The following is a 24,556-nucleotide window of genomic DNA, read 5'->3' as shown; positions in this document are numbered from 1 at the left end:
GAGGGGACCGGGGGGCGGATGCCCTGTCATGCCTGGTCACCGCCCGGTCACCGACCGGTCATGCCGGATCGGGGCGCCACCGCCTGGCTGCCGCGGGCGGGGAACGCCACGGCGTCTCAGTCGAAACGGGCCGCGAGCAGCACCACGTCCTCCCCGCCGTCGGCGGCGTCCGGGCCGTCCGGCAGCACCGCGCGCAGCACGTGGTCGGCGACCGCCCCGGGGTCCTGTCGCAGCGCCCGCGGGACGCTCGCGGCGGCCGCGTGCAGCCGGGCGAAGGCGCGGTCCACGGGGTCGCCGGTACGGTGCAGCAGCCCGTCGGTGTAGAGCAGAACCGTCTCTCCGGCCTCGGCCTGGACCTCCACGCTGGGTGCCTCCCAGCACGAGAGCATGCCGAGCGGCGCGGAGACGGAGGTCTCGGCGAACTCGGTGCGCCGCTCGCCGACCAGCAGCGGCGGGCTGTGCCCGGCCCCGGCGAGGGTGACCCGGCGCAGCGCGGGCTCGCAGTAGGCGAACAGGGCGGTGGCCGAGCGCGCGGGCTCGGTCAGCCGCAGCAGCAGTTCCAGGTCGGACAGGACGGCGACCGGGTCCTCTCCCTCCATCACGGCGTACGCCCGCAGCGAGGCGCGCAGCCGGCCCATCGCGGCCACCGCGCTCGGTCCCGAACCGGTGACCGAGCCGACCGACAGGCCGAGCGCCGCGTCCGGCAGCGGCAGCGCGTCGTACCAGTCGCCGCCGCCGCGTGGTCCGGTGTGGTGCCGGGCGGCGAGCTGGATGCCGGGCACACGGGGCAGCCGGGAGGGCAGCAGTTCCTCGGCGACGGTCGCCAAGCACGCACGGGTGTGCTCCAACTCCCTCAGCCGGGCGAGGTGTTCGGCGGCGTGCCGGACGTAGAGGCCGACGAGATGGCGCTGCCGTTCGTGGGGTTCGGCGGGTTCGTCGTAGAGCCAGACGGCGGCGCCGAGGCGGCCGGCGGAGTCGGTGGCGAGCGGCAGGGCGTAGCTGGCGGCGTAGCCGAGGCGGGCGGCGACCTCGCGGTGCCGTGGATCGAGGGCGTCCTCGGTGAACAGGTCGGCGTGGACGATCGCGCCGCGGCCCGCGGTGTCGGGCACCAGCGCGCCGCGCGGCACGGTCTCCAGATGGCCGAGGTCGGCGCGGCCGAGTCCGAGGCCGAGGGCGGTGCGGGGACCGAGTCCGTCGCCGGGCTCCAGGGCGACGAGGCCGCGGCGGGCGCCCAGCAGGGCGGCCCCGGCGCGCAGCAGCTCGTCCAGCGCGGGCTCCAGCGCGTTGGTGCGGGTGAGCCGCTCGGTGAGTTCGTGCAGCGTGGTGAGGTCGGACACCCAGCCGGCCAGGCGGCCCTGGAGGAGCGTGCCGGGGGCGGGGACCGGGGGGTGCGGGACGGGGAGGGCGGGGGCGGGGCCCGTGGTGCTTCCCGGGACGGTTCCTGATGCGGAAGAGGCGGGTGCGACAGTGTGGGCGGGCGTGGGAACTGTGGGATCGATTCCAGCCACTTTCGGGGGGTGCGGGGCGCTCATGGCGCCCGGCCTTCAGACCGGTGCACAGTGCTCAAAAGCATCGCAAACCCCCATGTGATTCTGCGCCGCTAGCAGTGTCTCCACATGTACACGCACTCGTGAGGGGATGTCCAGCATTGTCCTGCGGGGATTCCTGGTGTCCATGGGGCTGAGGGGTGATTTCCCCGAAGCCCTTGCCTTACCGCCAAGTTGGCTCAAAACTGCCTGAGGGAACGGTCCACTGCGGTCGACTGGGCTCGCTCCACGGAGCGTCACAGCGGTCGTGATGGGTACGTACTCGGAGAAGGCCAGGGGTGGTTGGGGGCCACCCGGAACCTGGCGACGGACCCGGGCGTCATAGCCACCGACGGCCGAGCCCCATCCTCCCGTGGCGGAGGCGGAGAGAACCACGCGCGACGGCAAACGCCATGCTTCGCCACCCCCACGCCCGTGACCGTGCCCTGCCTTGAGTGCCGTGGACGCGGCCGCGGCCGACGCTCGACCCCCTGGGGATCCCTTGCCATGTGCGGGGATGTGATGCGCCACCAGGTACGCACAGTGAAGTGATCGACTCATGTTGTGATGTGGACCACGGTGTTGCCAGCGGTGCAACGGAAAGGAACGAGCGCTCATGCGCGAGATCCTCGGAAGGCGACGCAGGCTCCTGTCCAGGCGACGGAACGACGGGAAGCCTGAGCTGATCAGCGCGGCCCTGACCTTCGCGACGGAGTGGCAGTGGCCCGTACTCCCGGGTGTGGCCCCGGACCCGCAGGGCCGGGCCCGGTGCGGCTGCCCCGACCCGGAGTGCACGGTGCCCGGCGCCCACCCCTTCGACCCGGGCCTGCTCGCGGCCACGACCGACGCGCGCATGGTGCGCTGGTGGTGGACCAACCGGCCGAGCGCGCCCGTCATCCTCGCGACCGGCGGCAAGGCGCCCTGCGCGGTCAGCCTGCCCGCGCTCGCCGCCTCCCGTGCCCTCGCCCTGCTCGACCGGCGGGGCATGCGGCTCGGCCCGGTGATCGCCTCGCCCACCCGCTGGGCGCTGCTCGTCGAGCCGTACACCATGGCGCAGTTGGGGGAACTGCTGTACGCCAAGGACTTCGTCCCCGGCTCGCTGCGCTTCCACGGCGAGGGCGGCTATATCGCGCTGCCCCCCTCCGAGACCGGCGCGGGCACGGTGCGCTGGGAGCGGGCGCCGCTGCCGGGTTCGGCGGCCCCCTGGGTGCCGGACGTCGAGGCCGTGGTGGACGCCGTGGTCGACGCCCTCACTCGTACGGGTGTGAGCGCGCCCGAGTTGTAGGGGTGTCCGGCGCGCACGGTGCGGACGGGCGTGCCGCGCTCGTTATGTTCCGCCCATGCTGCGAATTCTTGGGGGCCATGGGACGCGTCGGCCGAGCCGCGGGGGACTCGGGCGCCGACGGCCGAACGGCACGGGACCTGGCCGCGACGGCGGGTCGGATCGCGTGCCGCCGGGTGACGGTGACACCGGCCTCCGGGCGTCGTCGGCCGAGGCTCGGACCGGCTCCCGGCCTCCGTTGGCCGGCGCCGGGAGCGACGTCCCGTCGTCCGCCGGCGGTTCGGCCGCGTTCCGGGGCGCCCCCGGCGGCGGACCGGAGGGGCGGCCGAGGGCCGGCTTCCGGCGGGCGCGCTACGGCAGGGCCGACCCGCGGCGGCTGCATCTCGTCGGGCTCGTCTGCGCCGTGACCGCCGCCGTCGTGGTGCCGCTGACCGTGGCGTCCGCCGGGCAGGTCCGGGACGTGGGCGCGGCGCTGGTGCCGGGGGCGCTGGGGCACGGGGACGCCAAGGACCCCTCGGCCGCGCCGGGCGGTTCGCCTGGTCTGCTGGGCCTGGGCCTCGCCACCGCCGCCCGCTGCGGCCCCCGACTCGGCTCCCCGAGGGGCATCGAGGCGCAGACCTGTGTGCTGACGCAGGGCGCGGACACCTGGGCGCGCACCTACTACCGCAACGCCACCGGCACGTCGCTGGACGCCGGGCTGAGCCTGATGGGTCCCGGCGGGCGCACCACACGGACGCGCTGCGACACGGGGACGGACGACGAGCCCGCCACCTGTGAGACGCCCCGCGAGCACAGCCGGGGCGGGCCGGACGCCTACACGGCCGTCGCGGAGTTCGCCGAGCGCGGGCCCGAGGGTGCGCTGCTGCTCCGCTCGGGCAGCAACTCCGCTGATGCGGATGCCGGTTGACGCCACGCGACGGCGGGTGCCGGGTGCGGACATGGAAAGGCCCGGTTGCTGGCGACGGGGGATGCACCAGCAACCGGGCTACTGGAACGGTAACAAGAGATCGGCCGTTCGCAAATTCCGACTCAGGCATTCGGCCACCGAATTCCCGCGGATCTCCCTCTCGGAGCCGGGAGTTGTGACCCGGGTCACCTGTCCCGGGGGTCGGTGTCATGACCGACCGACCATCCGGTCATGACACTCGCGCGGGCCGTGTCAGCTCAGCGTGACCTGCCGGTTGGTGAGTCCGCCGCGGGCCCGGCGCTCCTCCGGGGTGAGCGGTTCCTCGACGGCGAGGGCGGCGGCCAGGCGCTCGGCGAACTCGGCGGCCGGCTTCTCCACGTCCTCGGCGCGGACCTCGCTCGGCAGGTCCCAGACCGGCACGGTGAGCCCGTGAGCACGGAAGGAGCCCACCAGCCGGGTGCCCTCGCCGAGGCTGGAGCGGCCCTGCGCGTGCAGTCGCGCGAGAGCGTCCAGAAGCCGCTCCTCCGGATGGGGCATCACCCAGCGCAGGTGGTTCTTGTCCGGGGTCTCGCACCAGTACGCCGCGTCCACGCCGGACAACCGGACCGTCGGGATCGCCGCCGCGTTGGCCCGTTCCAGGGAGGCGGTGACCTCCGGGGTCGCGTTCTCCGCGTCCGGCACCCAGAACTCGAAGCCGCTGTGCACGACGGGCTCGAACGGGGCGTCGGCGGCCAGCAGTTCCTGCAACCGGGGGCCGTCGGCGGGGGCGCGCCGGCCCTGCACCGGGGTGCCCGGCTCCGCCGCCAGCGCGCGCTGGAGGGTGTCGGCCAGGTCGCGGCTGATGTCGCCGGACGCCGTGTCGTTCTGCAGGCCGATCAGGACCGAGCCGTCGTCGCGGCGCAGGGCGGGCCAGGCCATCGGCAGCACCGTGGCGAGCGTGACCGACGGGACGCCCTCGGGCAGGCCGTCCTTGAGGGTCAGCTCGGCCGTGGCCGCCGGGACCAGCTCGCGCAGCGCCACCCAGTCGCACTCGCCGGGCAGGCCCTCGAACGGGCGCTGCACCAGCTCGGTCACCGCGTGCGCGGCGGCCCGGCCGTGGCACGCCTTGTAGCGCCGGCCGCTGCCGCAGGGGCAGGGCTCGCGGCCGCCGACAACCGGAATGGCACCGTCGGCGCCTGCGGCGCCCGCCGGCTGCGGACGCTGGGCCTTCGTCTGGGGTCGCTTCTTGGCCATCGTGGGTCTCTCCCGGTTACGGCGCTTCTCGTACGGCGGGAGCCTAGCCGTTCGCGCCATCGCCGACGGGAACCTGTGGACAACGTTCGCGCGCGGGGAGGCCACCGGTGTGAACCGCGGACGGCGCCCGCCCGCCGGACGCCGGCGAGCCGCCCCCGTGCCCCGCGCTCAGGCCAGGTCCTCGAACGCCTCCGCGAGATCGAGACCGGACAGGTCCGGCGGCGCGGTCGCGGTGAGCCGCGCGGCGACATGGTCGCGGCTGCAGCGGGCGTCCGGGTCGTGCACGTCCCCGTGGACCACCACCCAGACCGTCACCTCGCCGTGGACGTCGTCCCGCACGCCCCAGTCGTCGGCGAGCGCGGTGATGATGTTCAGCCCCCGGCCGCCGTGCGCCGTCACCGACGGGGTGGCCGGCGCCGGGCGGGTCGGCCCCCCGCCGTCCGTGACCTCCACGATGAGCCGGCCGCGCGCGTCGACCCGCCAGGCGGCCCGTACGTCACCGCCGTCGTGCCCGTCGCCGTTCCTCGCCCCGGTGCCGCCCAGCGGCCGTCCGTGCTTGCACGCATTGCTCAGCAGTTCGGAAAGGATCAGTACGGCATCGTCGACAACCGATTCCGAGACGCCTCCGCCACGCAGCTGCGCGCGCATCCGGCGCCTCGCGTCCCCCACGCCCGCAGGGCCATGGGGCACGGCCATGCACGACGACGTGGGCACCTCCTGTGCCACCACCAACGCCACCCCCGAGACCTCCTTCGCCCCACGCCACGGTGTGGATGCCCCAGTGACCTGTGCCGGAAACCGGCCAATCCCCTTCCGGTGACGCATTCGACACGTGCGCACACGCAGCGAACGCGCCGGAGCACTCCCCGTGACGGCGATCCCGGCCGGCGGCGGGATGTCAATAAGGAGGTCAGCGGCCGAGCTGGTCCAGGACGGCGCGCGGACGGTTGGTGATGATGGCGTCGACGCCGAGTTCGAGGCAGAGGTCGACGTCCTCCGGCTCGTTCACGGTCCACACGTGCACCTGGTGACCGGCCCGCTTCAGCCGCTCCACGTAGCCGGGGTGGCTGCGCAGGATGCGCACCGAGGGGCCCGCGATCCGCACGCCCGCGGGCAGCCGGCCGTCGCGCAGCCGGGGCGAGAGCCACTGCACCAGGTAGACCGTCGGCAGTGCCGGGACGGCCGTGCGCACGCGCTGCAGCGAGCGTGCCGAGAAGCTCATGACCCGCACCGGCGACTCGGCGGCCGTGGCGGGCGCGGCCAGGCCGAACCGGTCCAGCAGGGTCAGCAGCTTCTCCTCGACCTGGCCCGCCCAGCGGGTGGGGTGCTTGGTCTCGATGGCCAGCTCGATGCGCCGCCCGGAGTCCGCGACCAGTTCGAGCAACCGCTCCAGGGTGAGGACGGAGGTCTCCTCGCGGTCCTCGGGCCGGTGCTCCCAGTCCGGCTCCTCGACCCGGCCGCGGTAGGCCTGGCCGGTCTTCCAGGACCCGAAGTCCAGGGCGGCGAGATCGGCCAGTTCCAGGGCGGAGACGGCGCCGCGGCCGTTGGAGGTGCGGTTCACCCGCCGGTCGTGGACGCAGACCAGGTGGCCGTCGGCGGTCAGCCGTACGTCGCACTCGAGGGCGTCGGCGCCGTCCTCGATCGCCTTGCGGTAGGCGGCCAGCGTGTGTTCCGGGGCGTCTTCGGAGGCGCCCCGGTGGGCGACGACCTGGACGGAGAGCCGTGGTGCGTGGGTGGTCACCGCGTCATGGTGCCACCCCGGTGGGGTACGTGGGACGGCGCTCATACGTCCGAGCGGCGAACGGTGGCAGGCGACGCGCCGGTTTATGTAACTTTTGCGTTGGATGCCCTATATAAGGGCTGGGCCTGGACCCACAGGCACGGCTTATGGTGCTCTGACGGCCCGTGGGAAAAGCTGACTGCATACAGACTGGAACAGTGAACGCAGGACCATGCGCAGCCGCATCGTGACAGGCCACGACCAGCGTGCACGCGCCGCCGAGCGTGAACGAACGTGACCGAGCGCGACCGAGGACAAACAGCCGTGGATCGAGGAGTAGAGCTGTGAGCACCGAGAACGAGGGCAACGCGGTACCTCCGGCCCCGTCCGCACCTCCTGTGCCGGTGGCCTCTCCCGACGCGTCCCCGCAGGCACAGGGCACCACGCCGGAGGGGACCGACGGGCCGGCGGGCCCGGGGCACAGGACGGAACCGACCGAGCGGCAGGAGCAGTCGCTCCCGGCGCCCCAGGCGCCGCACGCGGGCGGCGACGGCCCGGCGGTCACGGGCGGCAACGAGCCGACCGCCCCGCTGCCGCCGGTCCCCGGGAGCGCCCCGCTGCCTCCCGCCGCCGGCCCTGCGGCTGCCTGGCCGCCCCCGGCGCCGTCCACTCCCGCGTACGCCGACGGCGCCGCCGCGGCGGGTGGCGCGGGGGGCTGGGGAGCGTCGTACCAGCAGCCCGCCCCCAAGCCCCGCGGACGCGGCGGCCTGGTCGCCGCGGTCCTGGTCGCCGCGCTGGTCGCGGGCGGTCTGGGCGGCGGCCTCGGCTACACCCTGGCCAGGAACAACGACAACGGGGGCTCCACCACCGTCTCCGCGTCCGACAACGGCGCGGCGCAGGTCAAGCGCGCGCCCGGCACCATCGCCAACGTGGCCGCCAGGGCGCTGCCCAGCACGGTCACCATCGAGGCCGAGGGCAGCAACGGCGACGGCGGCACCGGCACCGGCTTCGTCTTCGACAAGCAGGGCCACATCATCACCAACAACCACGTCGTGGCGGACGCCCTCGACGGCGGCAAGCTGACCGCGACGTTCCCGGACGGCCGGAAGTACGACGCTCAGGTCGTCGGGCACGCGCAGGGCTACGACGTGGCGGTCGTCAAGCTCAAGAACCCGCCGTCGGACCTCAACCCGCTGCCGCTCGGCGACTCCGACAAGGTGGCCGTCGGCGACGAGACCATCGCCATCGGCGCCCCCTTCGGCCTGTCGAACACCGTGACGACCGGCATCATCAGCGCCAAGAACCGCCCGGTGGCCTCCAGCGACGGCAGCGCCACGAGCAAGGCGTCGTACATGAGCGCCCTGCAGACCGACGCGTCCATCAACCCGGGCAACTCCGGCGGTCCGCTGCTGGACGCCTCCGGCGCGGTGATCGGCATCAACTCGGCGATCCAGTCCTCGGGCAGCGGCGGCGGCTTCGGTTCCGGCGGCCAGTCCGGCTCGATCGGCCTCGGCTTCGCCATCCCGATCAACCAGGCCAAGTACGTCGCCCAGCAGCTGATCAGGACCGGCAAGCCGGTGTACGCCAAGATCGGCGCCTCGGTCTCCCTGGAGGACTCCACGACCGGCGCGAAGATCACCGACCAGGGCGCGGGCGGCGCCGCCGCGGTCGAGGCGGGCGGCCCGGCCGACCAGGCGGGCCTCAAGCCCGGCGACGTGATCACCAAGCTCGACGACTCGGTGATCGACAGCGGCCCGACCCTGATCGGCGAGATCTGGACGCACAAGCCCGGTGACAAGGTGACGATCACCTACAAGCGCGGCGGCCAGGAGCACACGGTCCAGCTGACCCTCGGCGCCCGCGCCGGCGACAGCTGACCGCTTCCCACCAGGAGCGCTGTCCCCGACGCCCCCGCGACCGCCCCCGGGCCGGTACGCTGTACCCCGCTCCGCCCCGGGTGGGCGGCGCGGGGAGGCGTGCCCGAGCGGCCTAAGGGAACGGTCTTGAAAACCGTCGTGGCAGCGATGTCACCGTGGGTTCAAATCCCACCGCCTCCGCACCGACCACGTCTCGCCAGGGGCGCCTCCGATCGAGGGGGCGCCCCTGGCGCGTTCTACGGCCGGTGTCCCGTCATCCGGGCTGCCGAGGCGATCGTGGCGCGGGCCTCGTGTTCCGGGAGGCCGGTGTGGCGGGCGGCCTCGGTGAGGGGGGTGGCGAGAGCGGGACCGAGGCCGTTCTCGTAGGCGCGGCAGGCGGCCCAGAAGAGGCGGGTGTTGCGCTGGCCCTCGTGCGCGGTCAGGACGAAGTGGACGAGGCCGCGACCGTGGTCGCCGTGTGAAAGCGCGGGATCGCGGGAGGTGCGCGGCGGTGGCAGCAGCAGGCGCAGCAGGGCCGGCGGGCAGGCGGCCGGGGGCAGGTGGGCGGTGCCCGGCAGGGTGCCGTAGACGCCGTGGTCGGTGCGGGAGCCGGGGCCCACGAGGTAGCCGCCGGCGCCGCGGATGTCGATGCCGGGGGCGAGCCGGCTCGCGGAGTTGGGCACGACGGCGTCCGGGGGCCCGGTCAGCCACAGGTGGCGGCCGCCGCTCGGGGTGAGCACCACGACCGTCTCCGGGATCGTGAACCGGTGGCGCAGGCCCAGCTCGCGCAGGGCGGCCGGGGCGTCCGTGCCGTACTTGGTGTCCAGGTCGACGCCGATCAGGTGGTACGGCGGCAGCCCGCACGCGATGCCGTAGCCGGTGGCCCAGGGCGCGGCGGCGAACATCTCGCGGATACGCGCCGGATCGGCCGAGGCGTCGTACACCCCGTGGCCGAAGCGGCCGCACTCGCCGTGGCAGGCGGGGCCGGGGTCGTCGTGGTGGGGGGAGCGCAGGGCCGGGAGCTTGGCGCGGGACAGGGGGAGGACGGCCAGGCCGCGTTCGGCGGCGGACAGGGCGTGGGCGAGGGCCAGCGTCGTGGCCTGCCGGTCGATGGTGGCCATACCCTCATGTTCGTACGCGCGTTCGAAAAAAGGAAGGGGTTTATCGGCCGGTGATCACGCTTGCGTGCGAATGGCGGCTTGTGGAGGGGTTCGCCGGAGATCGCTGGGCAACCCTTCCCGCGTGGCGATCGCCGCGGCGGGGATGCGCGCCGCGCCGGGCGCGCTTCGGCGGGCGGTTCGAGGGGGCCTGCTCCGGGGTGCCGATCGCCCGAGGGGGGCCGCTCCGGGGGAGCGGGACGCCGGCGCGGCGGTGCTTCGGTGCCGCCGCGCCGACGTGTGTCCGGCGGGGCTTTTCCTGTGCGCCGGGCGGGATCTCCGCCTGTCGGCCCCCTGCCTGACGGATGGTCGGAAACGAGCGGGAGGGCCCGAGACGGAGATACGCACGGACGAGACGCGGGCGCGCCTCACGGTGGACGAGGGGAGGCCCGCCGCCGTCACCGGGGTCGGCCGGGATCCGGTCGACCTGCCGACGGCCGGGCGCTCTTCGCCACGTCCCTGGAGCGGGCCCGGGACCCACCGCGCCCGCCGCGGCCGCCGCCCAGGGCGCGGGCCGGACCAGGGGCGGATGACCGGCTTCTGCCGGGACGACCTGACCGGACGTCCGGACCGCACGAGCGCGAACGGGGTGACGTGGTCGTACAGGATGCCCACGTCGATGCCGGCCGGGCGAGGCCGGAGGTGCGCCACAGCCGGCCGGCCACCGCGCCCGTCTCACCGCCGTGAACCGGATCGCCGGGGCGGCCCGGACCCTGGTGACCGCCGGCACCGGGGTACCGGCATCCGGGCTGGTCCCGGCGGCGGACGACCGAGGCGCTCGGGGTCGGACCCGCAGACGGGTGCACCCCCGCTCCACCTTCAGGAGGTGGAGCGGTCCCCACCCCTACAACCTGAGGGGGACCCCGCTTCGGCACCTGCGGCCGATCCCCGGGCGCGGAGGCCGCTCATAGCGTGGAGCCATGACCACACCCGTCTGCACCAGCGCCTCGGCAGCGGCCCCTCCGTACCCGTCGTTCACGTCGTACGTGCGCGCCCGCCGGCCCCTCCTGCTGCGCACCGCGCGCTCGCTGACCGCGAACCCCAGCGACGCCGAGGACCTGCTGCAGACGGCACTGGCCAAGACCTACGCCGCCTGGGAGCGGATCGAGAACCAGCGGGCGCTCGACGGCTATGTGCGCCGCGCGCTGCTGAACACGCGGACCTCCCAGTGGCGCAAGCGCCGGGTGGACGAGTTCGCCTGCGACGAGCTGCCCGAGCCGGAGCCGCTGCCCGACGACGACCCGGCCGAGCGGCAGGCGCTGCACGACGCGATGTGGCGGGCGATCATGAAGCTGCCCACGCGGCAGCGGGCGATGGTCGTCCTCAGGTACTACGAGGACCTCAGCGAGGCCCAGACCGCGGAGGTGCTGGGGGTCTCGGTGGGCACGGTGAAGTCGGCGGTGTCCCGGGCGCTCGGCAAGCTGCGGGAGGACCCGGAGCTGGGACTGGCGCGATAGGAAATAGTTCCGCCGGATATCTTCTGTGCGTCAGTGACATTCCACCTAGTGACATACCACGCGGTATGTGCGCAGAATCAGCGCACCCCCTACTACCGCGTAGGCACCGTCGCCGGGAGGACTCCGTGCTGAGCACCATGCAGGACGTACCGCTGCTGATCTCCAGGATCCTGACCCATGGGTCGACGGTCCACGGGACCTCACAGGTGATCACCTGGACCGGCGAGCCCGAGCCGCAGCGGCGCTCCTACGCCGAGGTCGGAGCCCGCTCGGCGCAGCTGGCCCACGCCCTGCGCGACGCCCTCGGGGTCACCGGCGACCAGCGCGTGGCCACCCTGATGTGGAACAACGCCGAACACGTCGAGGCGTACTTCGCGGTGCCCTCGATGGGCGCGGTGCTGCACACCCTCAACCTGAGGCTGCCCGCCGAGCAGCTGGTGTGGGTCGTCAACCACGCCGCCGACCGCGTGATCATCGTCAACGGTTCCCTGATCCCGATGCTCGCCCCGCTGCTGCCGCAGCTGAGCACCGTCGAGCACATCGTGGTCACCGGCCCCGGCGACCGCGCCCCGCTGGCCGGCGCCACCGCGCAGGTGCACGAGTACGAGGACCTGATCGCGGACCGGCCGACCAGCTACGACTGGCCCGAACTGGACGAACGCCAGGCCGCCGCCATGTGCTACACCTCCGGCACCACCGGCGACCCCAAGGGCGTGGTGTACAGCCACCGCTCGATCTACCTGCACTCCATGCAGGTGCAGATGACCCAGTCGATGGGCCTGACCGACCGGGACACCTCGCTCGTCGTCGTCCCCCAGTTCCACGTCAACGCCTGGGGCCTGCCGCACGCCACGTTCATGACCGGCGTCAACCTGCTGATGCCGGACCGCTTCCTGCAGCCCGCGCCGCTCGCCGAGATGATCGAGCGGGAGCGGCCGACCCACGCGGCGGCCGTGCCCACCATCTGGCAGGGCCTGCTCAAGGAACTGCTGGCCCGCCCGCGCGACGTCGCCTCCCTCACCCATGTCACCATCGGCGGCTCCGCCTGCCCGCCCGGCCTGATGCGGGCCTTCGACGAGCTGGGCATGCCGGTCGTGCACGCCTGGGGCATGACGGAGACCTCGCCGCTCGGCACCGTGGCCCGCCCGCCGGCCTCCGCCCTCGGCACCGACGAGGAGTTCGGCTACCGCCTCACCCAGGGCCGCTTCCCGGCCTCCGTCGAGGCCCGCCTCACCGGCCCCGACGGCGAACGCCTGCCCTGGGACGGCGAGTCGGCCGGCGAGCTGGAGGTGCGCGGCGCCTGGATCGCGGGCGCCTACTACAACGGCCCCGACGCCGAACCCCTCCGGCCCGCCGACAAGTTCACCCCCGACGGCTGGCTGAAGACCGGCGACGTCGGCGTCATCTCCCCCGACGGCTTCCTCACCCTCACCGACCGCGCCAAGGACGTCATCAAGTCCGGCGGCGAGTGGATCTCCTCCGTCGAGCTGGAGAACGCGCTGATGTCCCACCCGGCGGTCGCCGAGGCCGCGGTGGTCGCCGTGCCGGACGAGAAGTGGGGCGAGCGCCCGCTGGCCACCGTCGTCCTCCGGGAGGGCGCGGACGCCGACTTCGAGACCCTGCGCGCCTTCCTCGCCGAGGAGGCCCACATCGCCCGCTGGCAGCTGCCCGAGCGCTGGACGATCGTGGAGTCGGTGCCGAAGACGAGCGTGGGCAAGTTCGACAAGAAGGTGCTGCGCAGGCAGTACGCGGACGGGGACCTGGACGTCACGCGGCTGTGAACGAAAGGGGGCCGGGCAGCTGCCCGGCCCCCTTCCTCTCGCGGACTAGTTGGTGCCGATCCGCGCCAGCAGATCCACGATCCGGGACTGCACCTCGGGGCTGGTGGACCGCTCCGCGAGGAAGAGGACCGTCTCGCCCGAGGCCAGCCGCGGCAGGTCGGCGTGGTCCACGGCGGCCGTGTAGACGACCAGCGGGGTGCGGTCGAGCTGACCGTTCGCGCGCAGCCAGTCCACGATCCCGGCCCGCCGGCGGTGCACCTGCATCAGGTCCATCACCACGAGGTTGGGCCGGAACCGGCCCGCCAGCGCCACCGCGTCGCCGTCGTTCGCGGCCCGCGCCACCTGCATCCCGCGCCGCTCCAGCGTCGCGGTCAGTGCCACCGCGATCTCCTCGTGCTCCTCGATCAGCAGCACCCGCGGCGGGTGCTGCTCGCTGTCGCGCGGTGCGAGTGCCTTCAGCAGCACCGCCGGGTCGGCGCCGTACGCCGCCTCGCGCGTCGCCTGCCCGAGCCCGGCCGTCACCAGCACCGGCACCTCGGCGGCCACCGCGGCCTGGCGCAGCGACTGCAGGGCGGTACGGGTGATCGGCCCGGTCAGCGGGTCCACGAACAGCGCGGCGGGGAAGGCCGCGATCTGCGCGTCGACCTCCTCGCGCGAGTGCACGATCACCGGCCGGTAGCCGCGCTCGCTCAGCGCCGCCTGCGTGGTCACGTCCGGCGCGGGCCACACCAGCAGCCGGCGCGGGTTGTCCAGCGGCTCCGGCGGCAGCTCGTCGTCCATCGGCTGCGGCCGCGGGGGGTCCGCCACCTCGACGGCCCCGCCGGGACCGTCCAGCGGCTCGGGCCCCTCGGCCGCGTTCGCGTCCGGCGCGCCGATGGCGTACGACCGTCCGCCGCCCTCGGTCCCCGGCGCGAGCCGCGACGCTCCGGGCAAGGCCCCCTGCGCGGGCATCGCCTGGGACGAGGGGTCCTGGCGCGCGGCCGGGTCGGGCGGCGTCCCCAGCTTCCGCCGCCGCCCGGAACCACCGGGCGTGTGCGGGGGCGGCGTGCCCTGCGCGACCTGCCGCGCGAAGGGCACCCCCTGCCCGAGCGTCCGGACGCTGATGGCCCGGCCCTGGGTGGAGTCGGGGTCGTACGCGCCGGCCTCCGCGGGCAGCGGCAACGGCTGCGCGGCACGCCGCTCGGCGGGCAGCGGGGTGCCGGCCGCGGGCGTCGGCTGGGGCATGGGCGTCCCGGCGGCCGGGGTGGCGGCCTGCGGCGGTACGGGGGTCCCGGCGGCCGGGGTCGGCTGCGGTAGGGGGGTGCCGGGCGCCGGGGTGGCGGTCGGCTGGGGCGCCGGGACGGCGGGGGACGGCGGAACGGTCGCGGCCCCCCGGGCCGTCGGGACGTTCTGCGCGGCACCGGCACCCGCGCCGGTCTCGGCGGGCAGCGGCAGCGGCAGCGGCTGCGCGGCGGGGGTCCCGGCGGCCGGGGTGGCCGTGGCCTGGACCGGGGTGCCGTGGGCGGGGGTGCCGGGCCGGGCCAGGGGCGGCTGCGGGGCCGGGGCGACGGGCTGCGCGACGCCGGGCCCGCCCGGAAGCGGCGGTACGGCCCGGGGCGCGTTCGGGACGACGGGAGGGACGGGCGTCGCGGCGGCCGCCGGAGCACCGGTGGTCACCGGAGCGGAGGCCCGCACCGCGACCGCGGGCCCGGCCTGGAGGGCGATGCCCTGGCCGTTCGTCCCCTGCGCCTGCCCCGGTACGCCGTGACCGTCGGTCCCCGGCGGCTGCACGGGAACGCCCTGTGCACCCGCGCCGGGCACCGGGACCCCCGGCGTCGTACCGGCGGCCTCCGGCTGCGCGGGAGGTGCCACCGCCCGGCGGCGTCGGCCGGTCGGCGCGGTCGTGGGATGCGGCTGCGGCGGAGTGTGGTCCTCGGCCTGGCTCAGCGGTACGGCGTCGTGCCGGCCCTCCTCGTCCGGCACGCGTCCGGCGTCCGGCGGCACCTGCCCGGTCCCGGTCCGCGGCGCCGGGACCTCCGCCTGCGGGACGCGGTCGGCCGCGGCGGGCGGCAGCGCGAAGACCGTACGCGCCCCCGACTCCTGCGCGGCGGCCCGCTCGGCCGCGGCGGCCAGCGCACGGCGGCGGCGCCCCGTGGGCTGCCCCGCGTCCTCGGCGTCCTCGGCACCCGGCGCGTCCTCGCCCACGGCCGCCGGAAGGGCGGCGGGCAGCGCGGCCTGCGGCGCCGCGGCGGGTGAGGGCACGCCCTGCGGCGGCACGGTGCCCCCGAGCCCCGTACCGGAGGCGGCGGCGCCCGCGGCATGCTCGGCCGCGGTCACCACGGCACCCTCGGCCACCCCACCGGTGTCGGGGCGGGCCGGATCGATCTCGGCGGGCCGCCCGCGGCGTCGTCCGGTCCCGCCGGACCCGCCCTGCGTGGCGTCGGCCGGAACCGCGGCCTCGTCGGGCGGCGCGGTCGCGTGCCTGCGCCGGCGCCCGGTGGGCGCGCCACCGGCCGGCGTACCCGAACCGGTCACATCGCTGTCGAGGAAGGCGTCCGTGGACCCGCGCCGGGCCCGCCGCCGGCCGCCACCGGACGTCTCCTCCGCCTCGGCGGTCACGACGGGCTCCACCGGTGCGGGCGGCGCCGCGACGGCTCCCGCGCCGCCCCCGAGCGGCACCTCCAGGACATACGCGTTGCCGCTCATGCCCGGCACCTCGTGCGTCTGGAGCACACCGCCGTGGGCGCGCACGATCCCGCGCACGATCGGCTCGTGCACCGGGTCCCCGCCGGCGTACGGCCCGCGCACCTCGATGCGCGCGACCGAACCGCGCTGCGCGGCCGCGACGACCACGGTGTTGTCGAGGTAACCGCCCGTGGAGACGGGCGCGTTGCCGGTCGCGTCGACGCCCGCGACATCCGCCACCAGATGCGCGAGCGCGGTGGCGAGCCGCTGCGGGTCGACCTCGGCCTCGATGGGCGGCGCGTGCACGGCGAACTGCACCCGGCCGGGCCCGATCAGCTCCACCGCGCCGTCCACGCCCGCGGCGACGACGGCGTCCAGCATCACCTTCGTACGGGTGATGTCCTCGCTGCCCGTGTCGATCCGCTGGTAGGCGAGGACGTTGTCGATGAGGGTGGTGATCCGGGAGTACCCGGCGGAGAGGTGGTGCAGCACCTGGTTGGCCTCGGGCCACAGCTGCCCGGCGTCGTCGGCGGCCAGGGCGGCCAGTTCGCGCCGCAGCTCGTCCAGGGGGCCGCGCAGCGAGCGCCCGAGCAGGGTGAGCAGCTGTTCGTGCCGCCCGGCCAGCGACTCGTACCGGTCCTTCTCCCGCTCGCCGAGCGCGGCGTACCGCTCCTCGCCCGCCGCCAGCTCCTCCGCGTGCTTCTCGCGCAGCTCGGCCAGCTCGGCGTCGTACTTCTCGCGCAGCTCCTCGACCTCGGTGGCGTGCTGCTGGCGCAGCGCGGTGAGGTCGGAGGCGTGTTCCTCGGCGAGCTTCTCCAGGCGCTCGGCGTGCGCCTGCTCCAGCGTGGTCTTCTCGTCCACCAGGGAGTCGAAGGGCCGGCGGTCGGTGAAGGTCATCACGGCGCCGACGAGCTGGTCCCCGTCGCGCACCGGCGCGGTGGTCAGGTCCACCGGCACCGGATGGTCGCCCTTGGCCCACAGCACCTGCCCGCGCACCCGGTGCTTGCGCCCGGAGCGCAGGGTGTCGGCGAGCGGCGACTCGGCGTACGGGAAGGGGGAGCCGTCGGCGCGCGAGTGCAGGACGAGGTTGTGCAGCTCCTTGCCGCCCAGCTCGCCGGCGCGGTAGCCGAGGATCTGCGCGGCGGCCGGGTTGACGAGCACGATCCGCCCGTCGGTGTCGGTGCCGACGACGCCCTCGGACGCGGCCCGGAGGATCATCTCGGTCTGCCGCTGCGAGCGGGCCAGCTCGGCCTCGGTGTCGACGGTCCCGGACAGATCCCGGACGACGATCATCAGCAGCTCGTCGCCCGTGTAGCCGTAACCGTCGTACGCCTGCTGCCCGTTCTCCAGGTTCGCGCTGGTGACCTCGACCGGGAACTCGGTCCCGTCGGTGCGCCGGGCGACCATCCGCGCGGGCTTGGTCCGGCCCTGCGGGTCCCGCCGGCCGGGGCGCCGCATGGAGCCGGGGATGAGCCGCGAGTCGAACTCGGGCAGCAGATCGAGCAGCCCGCGCCCGACGAGCGCGGTGCCGGGGGCCTCGAAGGCCTCCAGCGCGATGGTGTTGGCGTTGACGACGGTTCCGTTGGCGTTGACCAGGACCAACGCGTCCGGCAGAGCGTCGAGTATGGCTGCGAGGCGAGCAGCGCCTCGGGATGGCCTGCTGCTCACGAGACGCTTCCTCCCTGTTACCGCACCTTGCCGACCGCTCGGGCCATCTTGCCAACCGGCCCGCGACGTGTCACGCGAGGGAGTCTAAGCGCACGTGTTGCGCCAGGGGTGCCGGATGAGAGGGAGGTCCCACGAGGAAGTGACGCCGAAGCGGTGACGACCGGACCTTCCGGCCGGGCCTACCCGATCTTCGGCAGGAGCGGCACCATCCGGTCCCACCGCGCGATCTCGCACCCGTCGTTCCGGTCGTACGACGCGTCGACCGGCCGTCCCGCCCAGGTACCGGTGACCCGCGCGGTGGCCGGCCCGCCGGAGATCATGCTGCAGACGCTGCCGGGCGGCACCGGCGCGAAGAGGTCCCGCCCCCACCGCGTCTGCGCGTCAAGCCCGCGACAGGCCCCTTCCACGTCCGGGTGACGCCCGCCGCCGGGATGACAGAACAGCTCGTACGTGCCGTCCCGCCCGGCCCCGGCATGCCGTACGACGACGGTGAGGTGATCACTGCCGCGCCCGTGCCCCTGGCCGAAGGCGGCGGGGGCGGCGATCAGGGGTGCGGCGACGGCTACGGCGACGGCGGAGACGACGGCTGAGACGACGCGACCGGTGCGGCGCGGGCGGCCGGCGCGGCCCGAGAGAACAGGATCCATGCACTCCTCAACGCCCGACCTCCGCGGACGTTGCGGCACGTTCCCCCGGAAAACGCCACCCCGCCGAAGAAGCCCTTTGCCCTGCGGCCCGACTGCCTAGTACCGTGGGGGGCGATTGGTGACGCCGCACTCGGCTGTGTCATCATCTGCACGCACCATTCGCGCGCTCGCGTGAGCGGTTGTGCTGGAGGCGTCGCCTAGTCCGGTCTATGGCGCCGCACTGCTAATGCGGTTTGGGCCTTAAAGCCCATCGAGGGTTCAAATCCCTCCGCCTCCGCCCCAACCGAAGCCCCGGTCCCCGTGACCGGGGCTTCGTCGTTCCCTCCCCCGCTCCGTCACCCCCACCCCCTCCTGAACGTTTTCGCAGGTCAGAAGGGGTGTGCCAATCGGATTTCACATGACGGCGGCAGTCATGTAATGTTCTTCCTGTCGCCGGGACGGGCCGAAAGGAACGGAAACGGAGACAAGAACAAAAGAACAAGCACTCGTAGCTTAACGGATAGAGCATCTGACTACGGATCAGAAGGTTGCAGGTTCGAATCCTGCCGAGTGCACACGGAACAGAGGCCCCGGAGAGATCCGGGGCCTCTGGCGTTTCCGGGGATCGCAGGGCGAATGCCGGCCGGGGCTCCCGATCGGCCGAAGTCGCGGGCCGCGGACCCGGCCTACCGCCGCTTGGGCGGATTCGGATCCCAGCCGGCCGCGAACGACCAGGTCGTGCCGGGCCCGGAAGTGAAGCGCAGCGAGCTGCTGGAGCGGTTCTCGGACATGGCGATCTCGTTCAGCGTCGGCAGGACCCTGCCCTTTTCGCACAGCAGCCGAAAGGAGACGCCGGCCGGCTGCACCCGGACGGTGAGGCGGCCCGGACCCTGGCAGTCGACGGCGATCGCCAGGGTCTCGCCCGCCCTGATCCCGCCCGGGATCGGATAGACGACATCGCCCGTGACCGCGGTGTCGCGGACCAGTGGCGTCATACCGTCCGCGCTGATGGCCGGGGCCTTGTCTACGGAAGGGCCCCGAGGATCGGGGGTCGCGCCGGCCGGCGGTGGGGGCGACGGCGGCGCAGCGCCCCGGGCGGGGCGGGTCGCGGAGGCGCCGTCGTGATGACCGGGGCCGCAGCCGGCCGCTCCCAGAGCGGCGACGAGCACGCACGTGGCCAGGCGGACGATGCGCCGTGTGATTGCCATCAGTACCCGACTCCCGGAGGTACCGGCCGACGTGACGAGGGTGGGCTCGTCACAGTACCTTCCGGCTGCCTGCGCGGGAGTCTCGTAGAGGCCGGTGACCGGCGGGGGCGCGGGCGGGATCGCGACGGTGCCGGCGCCCGCCGCCGGGGCGGGGTGAGTAGCCGTACTCATGCGGCTGACCTGCCCGCGCGGGCAGGGTGCCGGTATGGACCTGCCCGTCGCTCCGCCGGCCTTCGACGCGACCACCGGGCCGGGGCGCCGTCCCCGTGCCGACCCGGGCGCCGACATCGGGGCCGGGTGCGGTCTGCTGCTCCTGGAGTCGCTCGCCCTGGTGGTCGTCCTCGGGCTCTGGTTCCTGTCCGGGTTCGACCTCGACCCGGCCGGGACCCCCGCGGCCGATCCGTTGTGGAAGTACCTGGTCGCCGTCGGCGGAGTCGGAGTCCTCGCCGTCGTGGCGGCCGTGGTCGCCGCGCGGGCCGGGGCCGTCGTGACGGTGGTCACGCAGACCGTCATGGCCGTCCTGGCCTGCGTCGTCATCTTCGGCGGTGCCGCGGCGCAGTCGCACCAGGATCAGCTGTGCCGTGACAGGCCGGCGGCGTCGGGCTGCGGGGGCGGCGGCTGAGGCCGGGGACGTCCCCGGTCGTGCGGGGTCGCACGAGGCCGGCTCAGGCGATCGCCCGTGCCGCCTTCGGTGCCCGTGCGAGCGCCGACAGGTGGGCGCTGCCGGCGAGCAGGCAGCCGCCCGCGGCGCACGCCAGCAGCGTCGGGGCGTGCTGGGGGCGGAGGAAGAGGCCCACGGAGAAGCTCAGGAACAGGGAGGCGTTCAGGATCCAGTTGAAGGCGGCCCAGGCGTGGGGCTGGCCCTCGGACGGGACGCCGGACCAGATGACGCGGGTGAGGAGGAGGTTGAAGACGCCGTTGCCGATGCCGCCCAGGGCGAAGGTGGCGGCGGCGGACCAGAAGGGGAGGCCGAGGCTGGGCAGGCCGATCGCGAGGGCCACCAGGACGCTGGACACGGGAAGGAGCGCGCGGATGCCGGTGACGCGCTTCGGGGTCGCCGCCGCCGCGATCATGGACGCCACGGCCCAGCAGGCCATCACCGCGCCGAGCCCGTCCGCGTCGTAACCGGGCGTCCGGGCCAGCATGAAGGGCCCCGAGACGCCCTCCAGGCTGGTGGTGAGCAGCATGACGGTCAGGCAGAGCAGACCGAACGCGCCGAACGCGCCGGGGGCCACCAGCAGGCGGAATCCTGCGGTGGCGCGACGACGTCCCGCCCCGCCGTCCGCCGGGGTCCGCGGCGACCAGGCCACGGCCAGCACCAGCAGGAAGGTGAGAGCGTCCAGCGCGAAGGCCGACGCCGTGCCGGACACGGCCACCACCACCCCCGCCAGCGCCATGCCCGCGGCACCGGCCCCCGCCTTCGACACGCTCCACCACTTGGCCAGTTCGGCCTGCCGCCCGTCGCTCAGCGCGTGCAGGAGCGAGCGGGAGAACGGCATCGTCAGGGCTTCGCAGGACGCGGCGACGAGGACAGCGGCCAGGACGACGGCCCGGTGGTCGGCCAGCAACGCCGCGACCGCGAACGCCACCACCTGCCCGACGAGGCCCGCCCGCCACGCCGTCCGTGACCGGAGCCATCCCCGGGAACCGACGAGCGGCGTCAGCGCCAGGACCGGGACGGTCTGCGCGGCCAGCACGGCGGCCAGGAACGTCGTCGATCCCGCCCGCACCGCGATCAGGGCGTACGCCACCTGCACCAGCCTGTCCCCGAACTCCGAGGCGGACAGGGCGAGGAGAAGCCTGACGAACCCGCTGGGGCAGGCGGCTGAACGGCCTGACAACGCCGGCTCCTCCCACGCTCGCGGAGATGACGGGGGAGGGTATCCCGCGCCCCGTCGGCGGCGCTCGGAATTTCCGGCCCCGAGGGAGGGCGGGTCGGCACCCCCGCGGGGCCGCGCCCGCCGTACGCCCGGCGCGGTCTCCCCGGGGCGTTGTCAGACGCACCCCCTACCCTCACGAGTGATGGCACAGACGTGGAGATGCTCCGGGCTTCGCTGGTCCGCCGACGGCCCCCTCCTGGAGTGGGACGGCGGGCGGGGCAGCGCGCTCGCGTGGGGGAAGAGGATCTCCTTCGGGGTGCCGGAAGGCGGCCGGCGGACGTGCGTGGGGGCGCGGGGGCACGCCTGCCCGGGGCAGGTGGTGGTGGCCGGGCGGAGCACGGGGGCTCGGTGCGAGGAGTGCGCGCGGCTCGACCGGGCGCACTCCGTGGCCGCCGACACGATCGCCGACGACCCCCGGCCGTACCGGGTGTACCTCGCCTGGTTCGGGCCCGGCATGGTCAAGGTCGGGATCACGGCCGTGGAGCGGGGGTCGGCGCGGTTGCTGGAGCAGGGGGCGGTCTGTTTCAGCTGGCTCGGGACCGGGCCCCTGATGGCGGCCCGGCGTACGGAGGAGATGCTGCGGGCCGCCCTGGGGGTGCCGGACCGGATTCCGTACGCCGGGAAGCGGGCGGTGCGGGGGCGGCTGCCGCGGACGGAGGGGGAGCGGGCGGCCGAGGTCCGGGAGCTGCACCGGCGGGCCGTCGCGCTCGCCCGGTGGCCGGAGTCGCTGCGCGCCGATTCCTGCGAAGTCGTCGACCACGTACGGGCCTTCGGGCTCGGCGGAACGCCGGCCGCCTGCGGCGAGGTGGTCGAACTCGTCCCCGGTGGTGCCGTGAGCGGGGAACTGGTCGCGGCGGCCGGGCCCGATCTCCATCTGGCCGTCGGCGGGCGGGGGACCGTCGTGCTCGACACCCGGCTGATGCGGGGGTGGGCGATCGTGCCCTCGGCGGGGGAGGGGGGCGGACCGACCTTCCCCGTAAGGGAGTTCGTCCGGGAGCAGGAGGGACTGTTCTGAGGAGCCACCCAGGCGTTGTCTGAGTGGTGGCTGTGTGTTTCTCAGGAAAAACCAAGACTGGTGAAACACTCCTCTCAGAGGGCCCCGACAGGGTGGCCGCCATGACCACGACCTCGCCCCAGGGGCGCACCGAACTGCTGAGGCCGGACGGGAGCCCGGTCCGCGTGCTGGTGGTCGACGACGAGACGTCGATCACCGAACTGCTGAGCATGGCCCTTCGCTACGAGGGCTGGCAGATCAGAAGCGCGACGGACGGCCAGGGAGCCCTGCAGACGGCCCGCGAGTTCCGGCCCGACGCCGTCGTCCTCGACATGATGCTGCCGGACATGGACGGGCTCGCCGTGCTCGGGCGACTGCGCCGTGAACTGCCGGACGTGCCCGTGCTGTTCCTGACCGCCAAGGACGCGGTGGAGGACCGTATCGCCGGGCTCACCGCGGGCGGCGACGACTACGTCACCAAGCCGTTCAGCCTGGAGGAGGTCGTCGCCCGGCTGCGCGGGCTGATCCGCAGGTCCGGGGCGGCCGACCGGCGCTCGGAGTCCGTGCTCGTCGTGGGCGACCTCACCCTGGACGAGGACAGCCACGAGGTTACCCGGGGCGGCGACTCCATCCACCTCACCGCCACGGAGTTCGAGCTGCTGCGCTTCCTCATGCGCAACCCGCGGCGCGTGCTCAGCAAGGCACAGATCCTGGACCGCGTGTGGTCGTACGACTTCGGCGGCCAGGCCAACGTGGTCGAGCTGTACATCTCCTACCTGCGCCGGAAGATCGACGCCGGTCGCGATCCCATGATCCACACCCGGCGCGGCGCCGGATACCTGATCAAGCCCGCCGTGTGATGACCGGTCCCCTTCGGCCGTCCCGCTCCGCCCGCTCGCACCGCACCCTGCGCACCCGCCTCGTCGTCGTCTCCGTCGTGCTCATCGCCGTCGTCTGCGCGGTGATCGGCACGGTGACCACCCTGGCCCTGCGCTCGCATCTGTACGACCAGCTCGACGGCCGGCTGGACGAGGTCGGCAAGCGCGCCTCCGGCGCCTTCGCCCCGCCGGGACCGGACCGGAGACCCGGCGCGCCCGGCGGCGTACAGGCGCCCACGGGCATCGAACTGGACCAGTTCGTCGCCTTCGGCCCGCAGCCGCAGTACACGGTCGTGGCCGAGGTGCGCGACGGCACCGCCACCGAGGGCAAGGTGGGCCGCAAGTCGGGGGCCGCGCCGTACACGAGCGCCCAGGACCTGGACCGGGCCCAGCTCGCCGCCCTCGGCGGCGTGCCCGCCGACAGCCGCGCGCACACCCTCGGCCTCCCCGGCCTCGGCAGCTACCGCGCCCAGTACGTCACCGGGCCCAACGGCTCCTTCTACGTGGGCATCCCGACCGAGGACACCGACGGCATCGTCAACACCCTGATCCTCGTCGAGGTCTGTGTCACCGCCGCCGGACTGCTCGCCGCCTGCCTCGCCGGAACCGTCATCGTCGGCGTGGCCACCCGCCCGTTGCGCAGGGTCGCCGCCACCGCCACCCGCGTCTCCGAACTGACGCTGCACACCGGCGAGGTGAACCTCAGCGAACGCGTCCCGGACGCCGAGTGCGATCCGCACACCGAGGTCGGACAGGTCGGCGCCGCGCTGAACCGGATGCTCGACCATGTCCGCGGCGCACTGGAGGCGCGGCAGCAGAGCGAGACGCGGGTACGACGGTTCGTCGCCGACGCCAGCCATGAACTGCGCACCCCCCTCTCCTCCATCCGCGGCTACGCCGAGCTGACCCGGCGCGGCCACGAACAGGTCGGTCCCGACACCCGGCACGCCCTCGGGCGGATCGAGTCCGAGGCCGCACGGATGACCCTGCTGGTGGAGGACCTGCTGCTGCTCGCCCGCCTGGACGCCGGCCGGCCGCTGGAGTTCGCCCCGACCGATCTGGTCCCGCTCGTCGTGGACGCCGTCAGCGACGCCCGCGCGGCCGGCCGTGACCACGACTGGCGGCTCGCCCTGCCCGACGAACCCGCCCCGGTCTGCGCGGACGCCGCCCGGCTCCAGCAGGTCCTGGTCAACCTGCTGGCCAACGCCCAGCGCCACACCCCGCCCGGTACGACCGTCACCGCGCGGGTGCGCCGGCAGGGGCCGTGGCTGTACGTGGACGTCGAGGACGACGGTCCGGGAATCCCGGGCACGTTGCTGCCGCACGTCTTCGAGCGGTTCGCCCGAGGGGACTCGGCCCGGTCGCGGGCCACCGGATCGACCGGGCTCGGGCTCGCCATCGTGCGGGCCGTCGCGGCGGCGCACCACGGCGCGGTGAGCGTGGAGAGCGTCCCCGGACGGACCGTGTTCACCGTGCGCCTGCCCGCACTCGCCCCCCGACCGGTCCCCCCATCGGCCCCCCGACCGGCCGCGGGACCCGCTACCGAGCCCTGCCCCCGCCCCGCCGGTTCCGCCGATCCCGCAGGTCCGGCCGGCTCCGCCGCCGAGCCGCTCTCCGGCCCCGCCGTACCCGCCGCCGCGTCCCCCTCCGTTCCCGCCGCCCCGCACTCACAGCCCTCCCACAGCGCCACCACACCGACGCGACAGGGCGCCTGACCAG

18 protein-coding genes, 3 tRNA genes and 1 pseudogene are annotated in these 24,556 nt (G+C 74.6%); 13 read left to right on the top strand and 9 right to left on the bottom strand.

The window, feature by feature from the left end; all coding sequences use genetic code 11:
• Window positions 1-116: 116 nt before the first annotated feature.
• Window positions 117-1,532: a PP2C family protein-serine/threonine phosphatase gene (locus tag QSK45_RS13430; protein WP_285556465.1), complete on the bottom strand. Its 1,416-nt coding sequence runs from the start codon at window positions 1,530-1,532 to the stop codon at window positions 117-119.
• Window positions 1,533-2,142: 610 nt separating this feature from the next.
• On the opposite strand from QSK45_RS13430, the gene QSK45_RS13425 reads away from it, so the two are divergent.
• Together QSK45_RS13425 and QSK45_RS13420 are read left to right on the top strand one after the other, a co-directional pair.
• Window positions 2,143-2,811: a bifunctional DNA primase/polymerase gene (locus tag QSK45_RS13425; RefSeq protein ID WP_285556463.1), complete on the top strand. Its 669-nt coding sequence runs from the start codon at window positions 2,143-2,145 to the stop codon at window positions 2,809-2,811.
• Between the two features lie 400 nt (window positions 2,812-3,211).
• A complete protein-coding gene (locus QSK45_RS13420; RefSeq protein ID WP_285556461.1) occupies window positions 3,212-3,715 on the top strand; it encodes a hypothetical protein in 504 nt (167 codons plus the stop codon).
• Between the two features lie 252 nt (window positions 3,716-3,967).
• Here the strand turns inward: QSK45_RS13420 and QSK45_RS13415 are convergent, their stop codons facing one another.
• From QSK45_RS13415 to QSK45_RS13405, 3 genes are all read right to left on the bottom strand, one after another.
• On the bottom strand, window positions 3,968-4,948 hold the full coding sequence (locus tag QSK45_RS13415) for a DUF5926 family protein (RefSeq protein ID WP_285556458.1): 981 nt from the start codon (window positions 4,946-4,948) through the stop codon (window positions 3,968-3,970).
• A 168-nt stretch (window positions 4,949-5,116) separates the two neighbouring features.
• Window positions 5,117-5,773, bottom strand: coding sequence for an ATP-binding protein (locus tag QSK45_RS13410; RefSeq protein ID WP_285556456.1), 657 nt, complete (start codon window positions 5,771-5,773; stop codon window positions 5,117-5,119).
• Between the two features lie 85 nt (window positions 5,774-5,858).
• Window positions 5,859-6,734 carry a glycerophosphodiester phosphodiesterase gene (locus QSK45_RS13405; protein ID WP_285556455.1) on the bottom strand — a complete coding sequence of 292 codons (876 nt, stop codon included), beginning with the start codon at window positions 6,732-6,734 and terminating at the stop codon, window positions 5,859-5,861.
• Window positions 6,735-7,012: 278 nt separating this feature from the next.
• Here QSK45_RS13405 and QSK45_RS13400 point away from each other — a divergent pair, with 278 nt between their 5' ends.
• Both QSK45_RS13400 and QSK45_RS13395 read left to right on the top strand, forming a co-directional pair.
• Window positions 7,013-8,545 carry a S1C family serine protease gene (locus QSK45_RS13400; protein WP_285556453.1) on the top strand — a complete coding sequence of 511 codons (1,533 nt, stop codon included), beginning with the start codon at window positions 7,013-7,015 and terminating at the stop codon, window positions 8,543-8,545.
• A 93-nt stretch (window positions 8,546-8,638) separates the two neighbouring features.
• Window positions 8,639-8,725, top strand: a tRNA-Ser gene (locus QSK45_RS13395).
• Window positions 8,726-8,781: 56 nt separating this feature from the next.
• Here QSK45_RS13395 and QSK45_RS13390 read toward each other — a convergent pair.
• Window positions 8,782-9,645 carry a bifunctional DNA primase/polymerase gene (locus tag QSK45_RS13390; protein ID WP_285556452.1) on the bottom strand — a complete coding sequence of 288 codons (864 nt, stop codon included), beginning with the start codon at window positions 9,643-9,645 and terminating at the stop codon, window positions 8,782-8,784.
• 471 nt (window positions 9,646-10,116) lie between these two features.
• Here QSK45_RS13390 and QSK45_RS38510 point away from each other — a divergent pair.
• From QSK45_RS38510 to QSK45_RS13380, 3 genes and pseudogenes are all read left to right on the top strand, one after another.
• Window positions 10,117-10,250: pseudogene (locus QSK45_RS38510) on the top strand (lipid-transfer protein); the annotation flags it as partial.
• 351 nt (window positions 10,251-10,601) lie between these two features.
• The gene (locus QSK45_RS13385; protein WP_285556451.1) at window positions 10,602-11,138 is read left to right on the top strand and encodes a SigE family RNA polymerase sigma factor; all 537 of its coding nucleotides are present in this window, start codon (window positions 10,602-10,604) and stop codon (window positions 11,136-11,138) included.
• A gap of 125 nt (window positions 11,139-11,263) precedes the next feature.
• Window positions 11,264-12,919, top strand: coding sequence for a long-chain fatty acid--CoA ligase (locus tag QSK45_RS13380; RefSeq protein ID WP_285556449.1), 1,656 nt, complete (start codon window positions 11,264-11,266; stop codon window positions 12,917-12,919).
• 45 nt (window positions 12,920-12,964) lie between these two features.
• Here QSK45_RS13380 and QSK45_RS13375 read toward each other — a convergent pair whose 3' ends face one another.
• Both QSK45_RS13375 and QSK45_RS13370 read right to left on the bottom strand, forming a co-directional pair.
• A complete protein-coding gene (locus tag QSK45_RS13375) occupies window positions 12,965-17,251 on the bottom strand; it encodes a PAS domain-containing protein (RefSeq protein WP_285556448.1) in 4,287 nt (1,428 codons plus the stop codon).
• A gap of 179 nt (window positions 17,252-17,430) precedes the next feature.
• Window positions 17,431-17,898, bottom strand: a complete 468-nt coding sequence (locus QSK45_RS13370) for an SSI family serine proteinase inhibitor (protein ID WP_285556446.1) — start codon at window positions 17,896-17,898, stop codon at window positions 17,431-17,433.
• A gap of 186 nt (window positions 17,899-18,084) precedes the next feature.
• Between QSK45_RS13370 and QSK45_RS13365 the strand changes: the two genes are divergently transcribed.
• Both QSK45_RS13365 and QSK45_RS13360 read left to right on the top strand, forming a co-directional pair.
• Window positions 18,085-18,175: transfer RNA gene (locus QSK45_RS13365), tRNA-Ser, on the top strand.
• 204 nt (window positions 18,176-18,379) lie between these two features.
• A tRNA-Arg gene (locus QSK45_RS13360) sits at window positions 18,380-18,452 on the top strand.
• A gap of 111 nt (window positions 18,453-18,563) precedes the next feature.
• Here QSK45_RS13360 and QSK45_RS13355 read toward each other — a convergent pair.
• On the bottom strand, window positions 18,564-18,872 hold the full coding sequence (locus QSK45_RS13355; RefSeq protein WP_285556444.1) for a hypothetical protein: 309 nt from the start codon (window positions 18,870-18,872) through the stop codon (window positions 18,564-18,566).
• A 418-nt stretch (window positions 18,873-19,290) separates the two neighbouring features.
• Between QSK45_RS13355 and QSK45_RS13350 the strand changes: the two genes are divergently transcribed.
• Window positions 19,291-19,707, top strand: coding sequence for a DUF6234 family protein (locus QSK45_RS13350; protein ID WP_285556442.1), 417 nt, complete (start codon window positions 19,291-19,293; stop codon window positions 19,705-19,707).
• Window positions 19,708-19,750: 43 nt separating this feature from the next.
• Here the strand turns inward: QSK45_RS13350 and QSK45_RS13345 are convergent, their stop codons facing one another.
• A complete protein-coding gene (locus QSK45_RS13345; RefSeq protein WP_285556441.1) occupies window positions 19,751-20,926 on the bottom strand; it encodes an MFS transporter in 1,176 nt (391 codons plus the stop codon).
• Window positions 20,927-21,107: 181 nt separating this feature from the next.
• On the opposite strand from QSK45_RS13345, the gene QSK45_RS13340 reads away from it, so the two are divergent.
• From QSK45_RS13340 to QSK45_RS13330, 3 genes are all read left to right on the top strand, one after another.
• A complete protein-coding gene (locus QSK45_RS13340; RefSeq protein ID WP_285556440.1) occupies window positions 21,108-21,980 on the top strand; it encodes a DUF2797 domain-containing protein in 873 nt (290 codons plus the stop codon).
• Window positions 21,981-22,081: 101 nt separating this feature from the next.
• Window positions 22,082-22,819 carry a response regulator transcription factor gene (locus tag QSK45_RS13335; protein WP_285556438.1) on the top strand — a complete coding sequence of 246 codons (738 nt, stop codon included), beginning with the start codon at window positions 22,082-22,084 and terminating at the stop codon, window positions 22,817-22,819.
• Complete coding sequence (locus QSK45_RS13330) at window positions 22,819-24,552, top strand: sensor histidine kinase (RefSeq protein ID WP_285556436.1); 1,734 nt, start codon at window positions 22,819-22,821, stop codon at window positions 24,550-24,552. The genes QSK45_RS13335 and QSK45_RS13330 overlap by 1 nt, the downstream gene beginning before the upstream one ends.
• Window positions 24,553-24,556: the final 4 nt, after the last annotated feature.

The organism is Streptomyces hygroscopicus subsp. hygroscopicus (assembly GCF_030269125.1).
Lineage (GTDB): Bacteria > Actinomycetota > Actinomycetes > Streptomycetales > Streptomycetaceae > Streptomyces > Streptomyces hygroscopicus_C.
This window is presented reverse-complemented; position numbering and strand designations above follow the sequence as displayed.